Annotated in this window: 14 protein-coding genes; 5 read left to right on the top strand and 9 right to left on the bottom strand. The window is 58.7% G+C overall.

Annotation, left to right across the window (positions count from 1 at the left end; genetic code table 11):
* Nucleotides 1-52: 52 nt before the first annotated feature.
* The 5 genes from BMY55_RS03320 to ileS all read right to left on the bottom strand — a co-directional run bounded on the left by BMY55_RS03320 (nt 53) and on the right by ileS (nt 6,202).
* Complete coding sequence (locus BMY55_RS03320) at nt 53-850, bottom strand: S49 family peptidase (protein ID WP_091431976.1); 798 nt, start codon at nt 848-850, stop codon at nt 53-55.
* A gap of 80 nt (nt 851-930) precedes the next feature.
* Nucleotides 931-1,692 carry an ABC transporter permease gene (locus tag BMY55_RS03315; protein WP_091428272.1) on the bottom strand — a complete coding sequence of 254 codons (762 nt, stop codon included), beginning with the start codon at nt 1,690-1,692 and terminating at the stop codon, nt 931-933.
* Nucleotides 1,689-2,615, bottom strand: coding sequence for an ABC transporter ATP-binding protein (locus tag BMY55_RS03310; RefSeq protein WP_091431975.1), 927 nt, complete (start codon nt 2,613-2,615; stop codon nt 1,689-1,691). Before BMY55_RS03310 ends, BMY55_RS03315 begins: the two co-directional genes overlap by 4 nt.
* A 62-nt stretch (nt 2,616-2,677) precedes the next feature.
* Nucleotides 2,678-3,136: a methylated-DNA--[protein]-cysteine S-methyltransferase gene (locus BMY55_RS03305; protein ID WP_091428271.1), complete on the bottom strand. Its 459-nt coding sequence runs from the start codon at nt 3,134-3,136 to the stop codon at nt 2,678-2,680.
* A gap of 75 nt (nt 3,137-3,211) precedes the next feature.
* A complete protein-coding gene (gene ileS, locus BMY55_RS03300) occupies nt 3,212-6,202 on the bottom strand; it encodes an isoleucine--tRNA ligase (RefSeq protein ID WP_091428270.1) in 2,991 nt (996 codons plus the stop codon).
* A 275-nt stretch (nt 6,203-6,477) separates the two neighbouring features.
* Between ileS and BMY55_RS03295 the strand changes: the two genes are divergently transcribed.
* A complete protein-coding gene (locus tag BMY55_RS03295) occupies nt 6,478-6,915 on the top strand; it encodes a group III truncated hemoglobin (RefSeq protein ID WP_091428269.1) in 438 nt (145 codons plus the stop codon).
* An 18-nt stretch (nt 6,916-6,933) separates the two neighbouring features.
* Here the strand turns inward: BMY55_RS03295 and BMY55_RS03290 are convergent, their stop codons facing one another.
* From BMY55_RS03290 to BMY55_RS03280, 3 genes are read right to left on the bottom strand one after another with little or no spacing between them, the layout of a single operon-like run.
* Nucleotides 6,934-7,941, bottom strand: coding sequence for a YcjF family protein (locus tag BMY55_RS03290; protein WP_091428268.1), 1,008 nt, complete (start codon nt 7,939-7,941; stop codon nt 6,934-6,936).
* Nucleotides 7,941-8,375, bottom strand: a complete 435-nt coding sequence (locus tag BMY55_RS03285; protein WP_091428267.1) for a GNAT family N-acetyltransferase — start codon at nt 8,373-8,375, stop codon at nt 7,941-7,943. The genes BMY55_RS03290 and BMY55_RS03285 overlap by 1 nt, the downstream gene beginning before the upstream one ends.
* Nucleotides 8,372-9,811 (bottom strand): YcjX family GTP-binding protein, encoded by a 1,440-nt coding sequence (locus BMY55_RS03280; RefSeq protein WP_091428266.1) that lies wholly within the window; start codon nt 9,809-9,811, stop codon nt 8,372-8,374. The genes BMY55_RS03285 and BMY55_RS03280 overlap by 4 nt, the downstream gene beginning before the upstream one ends.
* 108 nt (nt 9,812-9,919) lie before the next feature.
* Between BMY55_RS03280 and truA the strand changes: the two genes are divergently transcribed.
* Complete coding sequence (truA, locus tag BMY55_RS03275; protein WP_091428265.1) at nt 9,920-10,687, top strand: tRNA pseudouridine(38-40) synthase TruA; 768 nt, start codon at nt 9,920-9,922, stop codon at nt 10,685-10,687.
* Nucleotides 10,688-10,832: 145 nt separating this feature from the next.
* On the top strand, nt 10,833-11,696 hold the full coding sequence (locus BMY55_RS03270) for a DUF533 domain-containing protein (protein ID WP_177179278.1): 864 nt from the start codon (nt 10,833-10,835) through the stop codon (nt 11,694-11,696).
* Between the two features lie 69 nt (nt 11,697-11,765).
* Here the strand turns inward: BMY55_RS03270 and BMY55_RS03265 are convergent, their stop codons facing one another.
* A complete protein-coding gene (locus BMY55_RS03265; RefSeq protein WP_091428263.1) occupies nt 11,766-13,133 on the bottom strand; it encodes a pyridoxal phosphate-dependent decarboxylase family protein in 1,368 nt (455 codons plus the stop codon).
* Between the two features lie 216 nt (nt 13,134-13,349).
* On the opposite strand from BMY55_RS03265, the gene parE reads away from it, so the two are divergent.
* The gene (gene parE, locus BMY55_RS03260) at nt 13,350-15,308 is read left to right on the top strand and encodes a DNA topoisomerase IV subunit B (RefSeq protein WP_091431973.1); all 1,959 of its coding nucleotides are present in this window, start codon (nt 13,350-13,352) and stop codon (nt 15,306-15,308) included.
* 16 nt (nt 15,309-15,324) lie between these two features.
* On the top strand, nt 15,325-16,032 hold the full coding sequence (locus tag BMY55_RS03255) for an AbiU2 domain-containing protein (RefSeq protein WP_091428262.1): 708 nt from the start codon (nt 15,325-15,327) through the stop codon (nt 16,030-16,032).
* The last annotated feature ends 43 nt before the right edge of the window (nt 16,033-16,075 follow it).

Here is a 16,075-nt window from a genome sequence, read left to right as displayed (position 1 = left end):
TGGCCAATACGCCCATCGCAACCAGAAACAGAACGACGATCTTAATGACCATTCAAAGACCAAAGCGCGCGAATTCCGCCCGCTCCTCTATCGCCGTGATCGCGTCTGACCCCAGTTGCAATCCAAACCGGCTGATGAACGGGCGGCGCGGGCCGTGGACGCGAAACCGCACCTTGTCGCCGAATTTCTCTTTCATCTTGGGCACCACATGCCCGATCCCATCAGCCAGACCTTTCTCGATCGCGGCATGGCCCAGCCAGATGTCACCAGTGAACAAATCTTCATCTTCGGCCAGCTTGCCTTTCCGACGGGATGCGACTTGCGCTTTGAACGCCTCGTGAATATCCATTTGCAACGCCTTCAGGCGTTTGATGTCGGCGGGCTTTTCCGGTTGGAACGGGTCCAGCATGGATTTCGATTTTCCCGCGGTATAGACCCGCCGCTCGACCCCGATTTTTTCAATCAATCCCGTCAGGCCAAACCCAGCCGAAATCACGCCGATGGACCCGAGGATCGAACTTTCGTCGGCGTAAATCTCATCCGCCGCCGTCGCCAGCCAATATCCACCCGATGCCGCAACATCTTCGACAAAGGCATAGACGGGAATTTCTTTCTCGGCGGCCAGACGACGAATGCGGGCCGCGATCAGGCTGGATTGCACGGGGCTGCCACCCGGAGAGTTTATCACCAATGCGACGGCCTGTGGTTTTCCTTTGCGAAAGGCGCGTTCGATCACCGGGGCAAGGACTGCGTCATTCAATTGCCCCCGCGCGCCTGACGCAATCACGCCAGACAGGCGGATCACCGCAACCAGCGGCGGCTTCTTGATGAACGGTATATAGGTTGTCATGGCTGTCATTTAGATCGCGCCTCCGGATCAAACAAGGGAAAGGGGCGATGCATGTTCCCCCTGTTGCAAATCGCCCATCATCAACTGCGCAACCGATATCCAGTGCGGAAAATCCAGCCGATGGTTGCAAGACATGTGGTCATGAAAACTGCAATCGCAAGCACTGACCAGCCAAGAGATACATCCGCCATGCCGAAAAACGCCCAGCGAAAGCCCGAGATCAGGTAGACGACAGGATTGAACAGCGTGATGGTCTGCCAAACCGGAGGCAGCATCGAGATCGAATAGAACGAGCCACCAAGAAACACCAGCGGCGTGATGACCAACAGTGGCACCAACTGCAACTGTTCAAAGTTCTGTGCCCAGATGCCTATGATGAAACCAAGCAACGCGAAACTGATACAGGTCAGCACCAGAAACGCCATCATCCAGACGGGATGGGCGATGGTCAGATCGACAAAGAAATGCGCCGTGGCCAGAATGATCAGACCGATCATGAAGGCCTTGGTCGCCGCCGCTCCGACATAACCGATGACAATCTCGAAAAACGAGATTGGCGCGGACAAAAGCTCGTAAACAGTGCCGATGAATTTGGGAAAATAGATTCCGAACGAGGCGTTGGTGGTGCTTTGCGTCAGGACGGTCAACATGATCAGACCGGGCACGATGAACGCGCCATAGCTGACGCCTTCGACCTGATCAATGCGCGACCCGATGGCGGCACCGAACACGACAAAATAAAGCGATGTGGACAACACAGGCGACACGATGGACTGCATCAGCGTGCGAAAGGTCCGCGCCATTTCGAACCGATAGATTGCGGCAATGGCATTCCAGTTCATGCGGCGTCCTCCCTTACCAGATCCACAAAAATATCCTCAAGCGAGCTTTGGCGCGTGGACAGGTCCGACATATGCAGCCCGGCGTCGCGCAGGTCCGCAAGCAGGCCGGTAATCCCGGTGCTGCCCGCCTGCGCATCATAGCTGTAAACCAACCCACCTTCGCCCGACACGGTCAGGGGATAGTCAGCCAATGTCTCAGGCACGGTATCAATCGGGGTATCCAATTCAATCAGAAGCTCCTTCTGACCCAGGCGCTTGATCAGCGCATCCTTGTCTTCGACCAACAGAATTTCCCCTTTCGAGATCACCGCGATCCGATCGGCCATCGCTTCGGCTTCTTCAATGTAATGGGTGGTCAGGATAACGGTCACTCCGGTTTGTTTCAGCTTGGCGACGATGTCCCACATGTCCTTGCGCAACTCGACATCAACGCCTGCGGTGGGTTCATCCAGAAACAGGACCTGGGGATCGTGGCACAACGCCTTCGCGATCAATACGCGCCGCTTCATGCCGCCGGACAGCGTCATGATACGGTTGTCCTTCTTGTCATGCAGGCTGAGCAGTTTCAGGATTTCTTCAATTCGTGCATCATCGCGCGGTCGTCCAAACAATCCGCGCGAAAAGCGCACCGTGTTCATCACTGTCTCGAACGGTTCCAGATTGATTTCCTGTGGCACCAGTCCAATCAGATTGCGGGCGGCGCGGTAATCTTTCACGTGATCGAACCCACCCACTGTGATCGTGCCAGAAGTTGCCGTCGCAATTCCGCAAATGATCGAGATCAGCGTCGTCTTGCCAGCGCCATTGGGGCCAAGCAGGGCAAGAATCTCGCCCTCGTCGATCTCAAGATCAACACCTTTCAGGGCTTCATGACCGCCCTCATAGGTCTTGGTCACGCCGCTGACGTTCAGGATCTTGGTCATTTTGTCCCCCTGTGTTGCCGCCGGTTGTTTGTTGTTCAACAACGCGTTGCGGACCAGACCTTTCAGATAAGCAACCCGGCAGCGCCTTCAAGGCGCAAAAGCTGAACTTTTGTCTCGACCCCGCCCGCACCGGAAAATCCAACCAGTTTGCCGCCTGCGCCCATCACGCGATGGCAAGGGATGATGATCGGGATCGGATTGGCGCCACACGCATTTCCAACCGCTTGCGCCGAGTTGCCGGTCAGCTTTGCAATGTCGCCATAGGTCAGAGTTTCACCATAAGGGATGTCCGCCATGACATCGCAAACAGCGCGTTGAAAGTCGCTGCCCGCGACGCGTGTTGGAAGTTCAAACCGCGTTAACCGATGATCGAAATATGCGTTGAGTTGCTGCTGTGCCTCTGCAAGCACGGGTGTCAACACGCCATCCGGTTCAGCATTCCAAACCAGCCGGACGATGACCCCTGCTTCCTCGACCAATCCCAAACGCCCGACCGGGCTATCGACCACTGCAACTGTCATAGGTGCAGCCTGCAAAACTAAACGCCCCGACACAATGGCCAGGGCGCTCGGTCTCTTGCCTATTGGGCGATGTGATCAGCCCAGCGCCTTGTCACAGCGACCACAGGTGCCCGCGTGGTCATGGCTGCCCACATCCGGCAGGATTTTCCAGCAACGCTGGCATTTCTCGCCGGACGCTTTTTCGAACACAACGCCCACGCCCTCGACCTCTGGCAGGCGGAAGGCTTCCGATGGTAGCGGGTCGTTTGTCAGCGACACAGACGAGGTGATTGCAATATCCGCGAAGTTCACAGATTTCAGCGCGGCCAGGATGTCCTTGTCGCGCACATGAACCACCGGCGCGGCCTCCAGTGACGCCCCGATCACCTTGTCGCGCCGCTGCACTTCCAGCGCAGCAGTCACCACACGGCGCGCCTTGCGGATACCCGACCATTTCGCGGCCAATGGCTCGTCCAGCCAATCGGCAGGCGTGTCGGGGAAATCGACCAGATGGACCGAGCTGTCATCACCCGGGAACCGCTCCAGCCACACATCTTCCATCGTGAAGACCAGCACCGGCGCAAGCCAGGTGGTCAAACGATGGAACAGGATGTCCAGCACCGTGCGCGCGGCGCGGCGGTTCCGGCTGTCCGCCCCGTCGCAATACAGCGCGTCCTTGCGGATATCAAAATAGAAGCTCGACAGATCGACGGTCGCGAAATTGAACACGGCCGAGAACACACCTTGGAAATCAAAGGTCTTGTACCCTTCGCGCACAACGTGATCGAGTTCTGCCAGACGATGCAACACCCAGCGTTCCAGCTCGGGCATGTCGGTTGCGTCCACACGCTCGGCTTCGTCAAACTCATGCAGATTGCCCAGCATGAAGCGCATTGTGTTTCGCAAGCGGCGATAGCTGTCGGCAACCCCTTTCAGGATTTCCGGCCCGATCCGCTGGTCGACCGTATAATCCGTCTGGGCCACCCACAGGCGCAGGATGTCCGCGCCATATTGCTTCACGACCTGTTCCGGCACGATGGTGTTGCCCAGAGACTTGGACATCTTCATGCCCTTCTCGTCCAGGGTGAAGCCGTGGGTCACGACGTTCTTGTAAGGCGCGCGCCCCTTGGTGCCGCAAGCTTGCAAAAGCGACGAGTGGAACCACCCGCGGTGCTGGTCGGTGCCTTCCATATAGACATCCGCGATCCCGTCCGGCGTACCGTCTTCACGGTCGCGCAGAACAAACGCATGTGTCGAACCACTGTCGAACCACACGTCCAGCACATCGAACACCTGCTCATAGTCATCCGGGCTGGCCGCATCGCCGATGAAGCGTTCCTTGGCACCGTCCTTATACCACGCATCCGCACCTTCCGCCTCGAAGGATTCAGCCACACGGGCATTAACTGCGGGATCACGCAGAAGATAGTCCGGATCGGTCGGCAGCGCGCCTTTCTTCACGAAACAGGTCAGCGGCACACCCCAGGCGCGTTGACGCGACAGAACCCAATCGGGCCGCGCCTCGATCATCGAATAAAGCCGGTTGCGTCCGGTCTGCGGCCACCATTTCACCAATTGGTCGATCGAGTTCAGGGCGCGCGTGCGGATGGTCTTGCCCATCTCGTCCTGCCCGTCGCCGACTTCGCGATCCACAGACACAAACCACTGCGGCGTGTTGCGATAGATGATCGGCGCTTTCGACCGCCATGAATGCGGATAGGAATGCTTGATCTTACCACGGGCCAGCAGCCCCCCAACGGAGGCGAGCTTGTCGATCACCGTCTTGTTTGCATCGCCCTCGCCGCCCTTGCGGTTCAGGATGTAGGTGCCGCCAAAGAAGGGCAGGTCCGCGCGGAATGATCCGTCGTCCATCACGTTATAGGTGATGACCTGATCCAGCATCCCCAGATCGCGATACAGTTCGAATTCTTCCATCCCGTGGGACGGAGCACAGTGGACAAACCCGGTGCCTTCCTCGTCCGTCACGAAATCGGCGGCGCGGAAGTCACGGGCAGCGTCCCATTCCCCATTGGCGCCTTCTGCACCGGCCAGCGGGTGGTGCAGCGTCATGCCTGACAATTGCGCGGGCGTCACGTTACGCACGCGGCGATACTTCCCGGGTTCCAGCCGCGCTCGCGCCATCACATCCGCGGCCAGCTTGTCGGCAAGGATGAACCGGTCGCCCTTGGCGGCCCAGCACTCATCCGGGCAATCGGTGACTTCGTATAGCCCGTATTCGAAGGTCTCGCCAAACACGACGGCCTTGTTGGACGGGATGGTCCATGGGGTCGTCGTCCAGATCACCACATGCGCGCCGATAAAATCGTGCGCAGCCGCGTCTTTGGCCAGAGCAACCGCCCCGCGGGTTTCGTCGGTTTCCTCTTCGTCGGACAGGACCATATCGGGCAGGCTGAAATCCGTGACCTTGAACTTCACCCAGATGGTGAAACTTTCCTTGTCGTGGTATTCCACCTCGGCCTCGGCCAGCGCAGTCTTTTCGACCGGCGACCACATCACGGGTTTCGATCCCTGATAGAGTGTGCCGTTCATCAGGAACTTCATGAATTCTTCGGCGATCACGCGTTCGGCGTGGAAATCCATCGTCAGATAGGGGTCGGCCCAGTTGCCGGTGATACCCAGACGTTTGAATTCCTCGCGCTGGATGTCGATCCAGCCAGCAGCAAACTTGCGGCATTCCTGACGGAAATCGACCACATCGACCGCGTCCTTGTCGCGGCCCTTCTTGCGGTATTGCTCTTCGATCTTCCATTCGATGGGCAGGCCGTGGCAATCCCAGCCCGGCACGTAACGGCTGTCAAACCCCATCATCTGGTGCGACCGCACGATCATATCCTTGATTGTCTTGTTCAGCGCGTGACCGATATGCAGGTGCCCATTGGCGTAAGGGGGCCCATCGTGCAGCACAAACGGTGTGCGCCCTTCTTTTTCGCGCAGGCGATCATAGACGCCGATTTTTTCCCAACGGGCCAGCCATTCAGGCTCGCGCTTGGGCAGGCCCGCGCGCATGGGAAAATCGGTGACGGGAAGCGTCAGGGTGTCTTTGTATTCAGGGGTGTCGGCACACATGTGTCCGGTCCTTTTCAGGAGATTATCGCAAATAGAGGCTTGGGGCGGCGCGGATTTCCAAACGCCTTGTCCCGGCGGCTCGTCTGGATCAGAGCGCCGGGCATATAATTCGAATAATGATGGCCTGTGCGTGCATCATGGGGGCGTTATAGGCGCGTGGTTCGGCGGCGTAAAGTCATGAAGGCCTGTGCTGTTTTGTCCATGTCGCCCCCCTTGGCGGCCCCGAGTTTGTCGAGTATTTTACTCGGAAAAGGGTGTGCGAAAAAGGGTGTGCGATGGCACAGACAGCTTCAAAGCCAAATCCACTCAGGCTTTTCGATATCACGCCGGATCAGATCGACCGGGTTTTGGCAGAGTTCTATGCGCAGATCCGACGACATCCACAGCTTGGACCGGTTTTCAATGGTCACGTGGGCACGACGGATGCCGAATGGGCGGCGCATATCGCGCTGATTTCAAGGTTCTGGCGCGGGGCCATCCTGCGAGAACCAGGTTACGACGGCAATCCGATGCGGGCACATATGCAAGCCGGAGACGTGAAACCAGCCCATTTCAACCCATGGCTAGACCTGTTTGAAGAGGTCACAAACGAGCTGCTGCCACCAAACACCGCGCGCGCGTGGATCATGCTGGCCCATCGGATCGGCCGCGGATTACGGATGGGTGTCGAAGATCTGTCGCAGCCTGCGCAGCACGTGCCGAAACTAAGCTGATCAGCCCGGATCAGAGGCTCAGCTTCCGAACAAACCCGTCAATGCGCGCTTAACGATACCCGACACGCCGGGGCGTTTCTTTGGGCCGAAGGGAAGCGGGCGGCAGACCTCAAGGGCTGCCACACCCACGCGGGCGGTCAACGCCCCGTTGACCACGCCTTCGCCGAAACGGCGACTGAGTTTTGACAGCATCCCGCCCCCGGCCAGCGATCCGATCATGTCATCGCCGACGGCCACAGCGCCTGTCGCCACAAGATGCGCCATCACCGCACGAGTCAGCCGCCAGCCGCCCAACACGCCGGACCGGCCACCATATATTTCCGCGATACGGCGGATCATGCGGATATTGGCCGTCAAGGCCGTGACAACATCTGCAAGGGCTATTGGCACGATCGCCGTGACCATGGCCACCTGACGGGCGGCGGCTTCGACCTCTTTGACCGCGGCGGCGTCAAGCGGGGTCAATAGTTCGCGTTCGGTCAATGCAAGCAATGTGTCCACATCGAACGCATCCGCTTCGCGTTCGTCAAGACGCTTCAAGCCCCAGCGAAGATCATCGCGACCGCGGTAAAGCTGCTTGAGTTTCTCAACAACGACACGCGCTTCGGCCAAGTCATTATGGGCCACGGCGGCTTCGGCGGCATGATGCAGCGTGTCGACGCGACGCAGCCGGGCAAACGCCACCCATTCTTTCAGCGCAATGATCAGTAGCACCAGGGTGAAGGCGGCAATCAAACCAAGTGCCGCATAGCCCAATACGGGTTGGCGGGCGATCAGGCTGGTGACAAAATCATACGCCGCCACCGACAGGACGAACCCGGTGATTGAAAGCAGAAGCGACCAAAACCACCGTGTAAGTCGCGAACGTTTGCGCCCAGCAAAACTGATCGCGCCCTGCATAGCCGCGCCGGTGGCATCCACTGCCGCGACCTCTGGAACCGGAGGGGCATCGGCGGGCGAAACAGTCTGCACATCGTCCAATTCGATCAACACGGGACCGGTTCTGGGTTTTTCCGATCTACTCATCACGCAGCCCTCCAACGAAAGCGAATGTCTGGCAAATGTTCGTCGTTGCCAGCCCCATCGGTGCGAAACTCTTCGGAGAAACCTTCGCGCCGGTAAAACCGACACGCGCCTTCGTTCGCCTGAAAGGCGTAGAGCGAAAGCTCGGGGCAAACGGCCTTCGCTTCGTCCAGCAGGGCCTTGCCAATCCCTTGCCCACGCGCGGCGGGGGACAGGTAAAGCGCATGCACTTCGGCCCCGTCACGAGCCAGAAATCCAAGCGCGCGCCCCCGGTCGCGTGCCACTTTGGTCCAGCCACGATCCACCAATATCCGCGCGAATTCTTTTTCCGAACGGCGGGAATGGACGCGTGGTATCCATGGGGTTGCGGCGATCCACCCTGTCAGAATATTTGCTATCGCGGGGGCATCGGCCGGCGTCGCGGGCAAGATTTTCATAGCCGATCCCCAAACAAAAATTCTGCCGCTTTATCCAGTCGGATATGGGGCGGCCCCTCACCCGGCTTAAGCGACACCACGGCAGGCGCGAAGCGCATCACCTCGTAATCCGCATCAAGCCAGGCCTCAGCCCCCTTTCGCGCGGGCGACAACAGACGCGCGGGATCGTCTGGCAAAGCACCCGGATAGAATGCAGCGGTCTTGCCGCTGTCCAAGAGCCTGCCTCTTACGCAATCCAGCATTTGCCCGTCATGCTCCATGCGTTCCTCAACGGTCGTGCGCAGGGCGGCAATCGACATGGCCGCGGTCTTGGCGCCTGCAAAATCCGCCCGGTCACGAGCTTCGCGCAAAAGCGCCTCGGTGATCGCCGTCAGGCGTGGATGCTGGCTGTGATGCAGGTGGTCGGCCTTTGTGGCGGCAAAAAGAATACGTTCCACCCTCCGCCCAAGGAAGATCGAACTGAGGAAAGCGTTCGCACCGGGGCGGAAGGCGGTCAGGATTTCAGCCATGGCGCGGCGCAGGTCTTCCAGCGCAGCGGGGCCCGAATGGATCGCCCCCAACACATCAACCAGCACGATCTGGCGGTCGATTTTCGCAAAATGGTCACGAAAAAACGGTTTCACAACGCGGGATTTATAGGCTTCAAAACGCCGCTCCATTTCGCGCCACAGGCTTTTACGCGGGGTCGAACCGGGCTGGAGAATGGGCGCGAAGGTCAGAACCGGGCTACCCTCCAGATCACCGGGCAGCAGGAACCGACCGGGGGTGCAATCGCTATAGCCGTCCTGGCGTGCGGATGTCAGATAAGCGGCAAATCCACCCGCCAGGCGTTTCGCCTCCATCTCGTCCAGCGGTGCGGCGGCGTCGATCCCCTGCACCATGCCCAGATAGCTTGCCGCTTGCGGACGGTCGGCAATCCGATCCAGCACCTGTGCCGCCCATTCGGTATAGCTGAGGTCCAGCAGCGCCAGGTCCAGCAGCCATTCGCCAGGGTAGTCAACGATGTCCAGATGCACCGTGCGCGGCCCGCGAAGCCCACCCAGAATGCCCGACGGTTGCACACGGAACGACAGGCGCAGTTCGGACGTGGCGCGGGTTGAATCCGGCCAGTGCGGTGTCGGCCCCGTCATCGCCGCCAGATGAGTTTCAAAATCGAAGCGCGGCACCGTATCGTCCGGTTGCGGTTGCAGAAAAGCTGTCTGGATGCGCCCTTCAGACGCGGCCAGAAGCCCGGACATACGCCCCCGGTTCATCAGGTTGGCAACCAGCGATGTGATGAAAACCGTCTTGCCCGCGCGCGACAGGCCTGTAACCCCCAAACGGATCACCGGCTCAAACAACGCCTCGCTTGTGGCGTCGCCTATGGCCTCGATCTGTCGGGTGATGCTGTCTGCGATATCGCCTAGCCCCACGGGTGCCTCCGTCTTCTTATCCATCCGAACATATGCGCGCACGCAGTCTTGTGCCAGAGGGGAGCGTTCAATGCGTGCGCTCGGTCATGTCGCGACTTGCCCACATCTTCGCTGCGCGGTATGCGAAACGTTATGCCCAGATACGTTTTGAAGATCGAATATCACGGCGCAGGTTTTGCCGGTTGGCAGCGCCAGAAAGAGCACCCTTCGGTTCAGGGAACGATCGAGGCTGCGTTGGCGAAACTCGAACCCGGCGATCACAAAATCGCGGCGGCTGGGCGCACCGATGCGGGCGTTCATGGTCTGGCGCAGGTGGCGCATTGCGATCTGGTAAAGGATTGGGATGCGTTTCGACTGTCCGAGGCATTGAACTTCCACCTGAGAGGCCAAAGTGTTGCGATTGTGGATTGCGCGCAGGTGGCCGACGATTTCCACGCGCGATTCTCGGCGCTGGAGCGTCGGTATCTGTACCGTTTGATATCCCGCCGCGCACCCCTGACCCATGATCGCGGTCTGGCCTGGCACATCAAGCACAAGTTGGACGCGAACGCCATGCAAGTCGGCGCAGACCGCCTGTTGGGGCGGCATGACTTCACAACCTTCCGGTCGTCGATCTGTCAGGCCGAAAGCCCGATCAAGACGCTGGACCAGCTTCGGGTCGAGGAGCTTCGCCTGCCCCATGGCACCGAATACCGTTTCCACGTGCGCGCCCGGTCTTTTTTGCACAATCAGGTCCGCAGCTTCGTCGGAACGCTGGAACGTGTGGGTGTCGGGGCCTGGACACCGGACGAGGTCAGCCGCGCACTCAAGGCACGAGATCGCGCCGCTTGTGGTCCGGTTAGCCCCCCGGGCGGTCTTTATCTGGCTGGCGTGACCTATCCGGAAGACCCGTTCGCCTGACGTCACACGGGCTCGAATCAGACAATTTGCACGGTCGTATGCGCGAACATCTGATGGGTTTCTGACGCGCCCGCACCGTGTTTCCCCTTATGTCCGGGCAAATGCTCTTCTAATGTCCATACAGATTGAATTGGGAGGTATTGATATGAGTCTTGTAGGAACACTGGCTAAAATGGCCCTTGGTGCAGCTATCGCCAAAGGCGTGTCCAGTATGGGCAAAGGTGCGGCTCGCCAGCGCCCCGCATCCGATCCGGGCACCGGCAGCATATTTGGCAGCACCAATTCGCCGGAAGGTGGCTTGGGCGATCTGTTGGGCAGTTTGTCTGGCGGTCAGTTGACATCCACGCAAAGCTCTGGTGGCGGACTGACCGATATTCTGGGCAGTATCATGAACGCTGGCGGCGGGTCACAATCGACGGGTCGTCAACCTGCCAATCCCGGTGGCGATCTGATGGACATGCTGGGCGGTATGCTCGGTGGCGCGCGCTCTGGCACTGGTGCCGCTCAGGGCGGCTTGGGCGGCCTTTTGGAAAGCCTGTCTGGCGGCGGCACACCGGACACGCGCGTGGCGACACCCACGCCCGGTTCGTTGGGTGGCATGCTGAACGATGCATTTCAAAATGGAGGCGCGCCCGAAGCCACACCAACCCAGGAGCAAGAAGACCAAGCCGCTGTATTGCTGCGCGCCATCGTGCAAGCAGCCAAGTGTGACGGACGTATCGACGAGCGCGAGAAAGAAGCGCTGATGCAGCATATGGGCGACATGACCCCGGACGAGGTTGATGTTTTGAACGACGCGTTCCGCCGCCCGGTAAGTGTCCAGGGCCTTGCCAACGACGTGCCGCGCGGGATGGAGGCACAAGTCTATGCTATGTCGCTGGTCGGCTTGGACCTCGACAGTCAGGCCGAAGCAAAATATCTGCACGAACTGGGCCAGGCTTTGGGTATAGATGCCCGCACCGCCAACGCGATACATCAGCGGATGGGCGAACCCGCGCTATACAGCTAAACGCAAAGCGATACTGTCAGAAATGGCGCCACGCATACGGCACCATTTCTGCTATTCGATAACGGTGTTCTATTCGCCATTGGCCAAGAGGCCATTTTCAGCAAGCGCCTTCACATTCTGTATCGCGGTGTGAATATGGTGATCACGCGTCCGATGGTTGGCAAATGCAGCGCGCAGACATGTTATCCCGCTCACATGTGTGGTCGAAAACACGGGCCCCCGGTCCAGTTGCAGTTTGATCGCAATCTGTCTGTTCAAGCTGGATTGTTCCTGCGGCGACAGATCCGGCCTTGCGGTAAACACACAAATGTTTGACACGACCGGCGCAACCAGCGCCATGCCATGCGACTGGACCAGATCGGCCATCAGCGCAGCCTGCGCGCAGTTGCGCGTGATCGCCGCGGCAAATGCGTCTTCCCCGAACATCTCCAACGCGCACCAGACCTTCAGCGCTCGATTGCTGCGTGACAGGTCGATACCATAGTCGCAGAACCAACGTTCGCCGCCGGACAGACCCGCCTCGAACCCCTCAAGATAGGGCGGACGGACGGCAAAGGCGGCGCGGTGTTCGGCCTCGTTCGCGATCAGGGCCAAGCCGCAATCATAGCCGACATACATCCATTTATGGAAATCAAGCGCGATGCTGTCCGCCCGTTCAATCCCGTCGCTCAGACTGCGCCATGGGTCGTCGGCCAATCGCGTCCAGGCACCGAATGCACCGTCAACATGCAGCCAGATATTCCGCGCCTGCGCGACATCGGCCAGGGCATTAAGATCATCGAAACTGCCGATGTCCACCGACCCGGCCGTCCCGACAATCGCCAGCGGCAGAAAACCGTCAGCACAATCCTGTGCGATCTGCTGCACCAAGGCCTGAACATCCATCTTGCCGTGATCCGTCGGGATCAGACGCAACGCGTTATGGCCCAGGCCCAAAAGCTCTACCGCCTTGCGTATCGCATTGTGAACCCGATCTCCGGCATACACCGTCAGGCTTGCACCACCGCCCTTGGACCGCATCTCAGGAACAGCGCGCATTTTCGCGGTCTGAAGCGCAATTACTGTCGCCTGCGATGTGCCCGTCACCAACACGCCGCTTGCCCCGGGCCTCATGCCCATTTTCCGGCGGGTCCAGTCGATGACCGCATGTTCCATCGCATTGGCACCATGATCGCGGCCGCCGACATTGGCGTTCATCACCGCCCCGACAAGCCCGGCCATGAGGTCCGACGGCAAACCGCTGCCCTGAACCCAGCCCCAGAACTGGGGGTGGGTGTTTCCGCTGTGATAGGGCATGACCTGTTCAGTCAGGCGCGCGACCAGATCGCCACCCCGCCCGATCCCATAGACACTGATCAAATTATCCGGTGGTGATTGCCACGGGTGTTCGGTCGCATTCACCATTCGGTCAAGACAATGGTCAAGCAGATCGTGCATCTGCTTGCGAAACACCTGCCAATCAGCCGGTTCGAGAGAACCTGCGCATTCACCCCCTCGGGCATTTGATTGTTCTGTCACGTTGGGTTCCTTCCCGAAAACCGAAAAACTGGTGTATCAATCGCGCTATCGACGCACCCGCCCTTTTCCCGGTCCGGGTGCTCTGTCATACTACAGCAAATAGCAAAGCAAAGCAGCATGCAGGGCGATACATCCATGAGCAATGACCTGTTGGCCAGCCAAGGCCAAGACATCTATGACGCGTCCTCGATCGAGGTGCTGGAAGGTCTTGAACCCGTGCGTCAGCGGCCCGGCATGTATATCGGCGGCACCGATGAACGGGCGCTGCATCATATGGTGGCGGAAATCCTTGACAACTCGATGGACGAAGCCGTTGCGGGCCATGCCAACCGGATCGAGGTTGAGTTGCACGAAGACTACGCCGTCACCGTCCGCGACAACGGGCGCGGCATTCCGATTGATCCACACCCCAAGTTCCCCGACAAATCGGCGTTAGAGGTCATCCTGTGCACCCTGCACGCGGGCGGAAAATTCTCGGGCAAGGCGTATCAGACCTCGGGCGGGTTGCACGGGGTTGGCTCGTCTGTCGTGAACGCCCTGTCAGACACGATGGTCGTGCAGGTTGCCAAGAACAAGGAACTGTTCGAACAACGGTTTTCACGCGGCATACCGCTTGGCCCGGTTGAGAAAGTCGGCGCGGCCCCCAATCGGCGGGGCACGGATGTTACATTCCACGCCGACGAGGAAATTTTTGGCCACCATCGGTTCAAACCCAAGCGACTATTTACCATGGTGCGCTCCAAGGCTTATCTGTTCTCGGGCGTTGAAATTCGCTGGAAATCGCACATTGAAGATGGCGAAACCCCGACCGAAGCCTCGTTTCACTTTCCCGGCGGCTTGTCCGATTACCTGAAAGAGACGTTGGGCGGCGCGTCGGTCTATGCCGATCAGCCCTTCGCCGGAAAGGTCGAGTTTCGCGAACGGTTTGGTGAGCCGGGATATGTCGAATGGGCGATCAACTGGACGCCGTCGATGGATGGCTATTTGCAGTCTTACTGTAACACCGTCCCAACCCCTGAAGGCGGCACCCACGTCACCGGTTTCTGGGCCGCGATGCTGAAAGGCATCAAGGCGTATGGAGATCTGGTGGGCAACAAGAAAGCCGCCAACATCACTCGCGACGACCTGATGACGGGCGGATGCGCGCTGGTGTCATGTTTCATCGCCGACCCGTCTTTCGTGGGGCAGACCAAGGACCGGCTATCGACCGAAAGCGCCAACAAGATGGTCGAGCAATCGGTCCGCGACCATTTCGACAACTGGCTGGCCGCCGACACGAAATCCGCGGGTGCGATCCTTGATTTCCTTGTTCTCAGGGCCGAGGAACGTCTGCGCCGCAAACAGGAAAAAGAGACCCAGCGCAAGACCGCCACCAAGAAACTGCGCCTGCCGGGCAAGCTGGTCGATTGCTCGGCCACCAACCGCGAAGGGACCGAGCTGTTTATTGTCGAGGGCGACTCGGCCGGTGGGTCCGCCAAAATGGCGCGCAACCGCAAGACTCAGGCGCTGCTGCCCCTGCGCGGGAAAATCCTGAACGTGCTGGGCGCGGCGGGTTCGAAAATCGGCACGAACGCGGAAATCAGCGACCTGACCCAAGCCCTTGGCGTCGGGCTGGGCACGCGGTTCAACGTCGATGACCTGCGCTATGACAAAATCATCATCATGACCGACGCGGACGTAGACGGTGCGCATATCGCGGCCCTGCTGATGACGTTCTTCTTCACCCAAATGCGCCCGATGATCGACGCGGGCCACCTGTATCTGGCCTGCCCGCCGCTGTTCCGCCTGACCCAAGGCGCCAAACGCGTCTATTGTCTGGACGAGGCAGAGCGGGACGCGTGGCTGGAAAAAGGTCTGGGCGGCAAAGGGAAAATCGACGTCAGCCGGTTCAAGGGTCTGGGCGAGATGGACGCGAAAGACCTGAAAGAAACCACGATGGACCCGGCATCCCGCAAGCTGATCCGCGTCACGATTGACGAGGATGAACCGGGCGAAACGGCAGCTCTGGTTGAACAGTTGATGGGGAAGAAACCCGAGCTTCGGTTCCAGTATATTCAGGAGAATGCGAGGTTCGTGGAGGAGTTGGATGTTTGAGGGGGCAAATTAGCCAATGGTCGAAAGCCCAAGCAAAAACATTCAGAAGCTAGACCAAATAGCTGCAGAATTAGAAAAGAGACTTACTGCTTCACTCTTTGAAGTGGCCTTTATGGAAGCGACAGTTGGGAACAAGAGAGTCACCAAAGTTATCGACGGCTCCTTTTCTGGGCACGCCTTAGATACTGCTGTGCAGGCCGTCATCAGCAATGTGGTCATGTTTGTTGGCAGGAATCTGGACAATCATGGAAACTCGCTTCCGACGTTCGTCAGGTCCATTCAAGGCATGGAGCAACATATTGAAAACGCTCGAAGACAAGCACATCCTGATTGGCCGGAGGAATTTCTTGAGATTGGAAAAGTCGGCTGTTCAATCGAAAGTCTTGCCGAGAATGTCGAAAATGCTTTGAAAAGTCCTGAGTTCGATGCGGTAAAGATCCATCGCGACGAGATTCTGGCGCATCATCTCGAGAACATCAGTGGTCACCGCCGAAAGCTTGAAAGGTCTGGCTACGAAGTGAGAAAGGTGAATTATCGACAAGTAATTAACCTTGCAAATCAATGCGCTAGACTCACTGAAGAAGCAATAAGAATTTGGACATTTCATGTAGTCAACTGCGAAGATCAGTTGAGTGTAGCAAAGCGATACTGTTCTGATTTTTGGGATTTAGTCCCCCCTTTGTCCGAGCTCGAAAAAAACCGCAGTTCGGACAAAGAAGTATGACTAGGACAGCGCCCGACCCTGGGTGGGCGCTCGTTCAGCTCTC

It is taken from the genome of Aliiroseovarius sediminilitoris, assembly GCF_900109955.1.
In the GTDB taxonomy this organism is placed as follows: Bacteria; Pseudomonadota; Alphaproteobacteria; order Rhodobacterales; family Rhodobacteraceae; genus Aliiroseovarius; species Aliiroseovarius sediminilitoris.
Note: the sequence above shows the minus strand (reverse complement) of the source record. Positions and strands in the feature narration are given on the sequence as shown.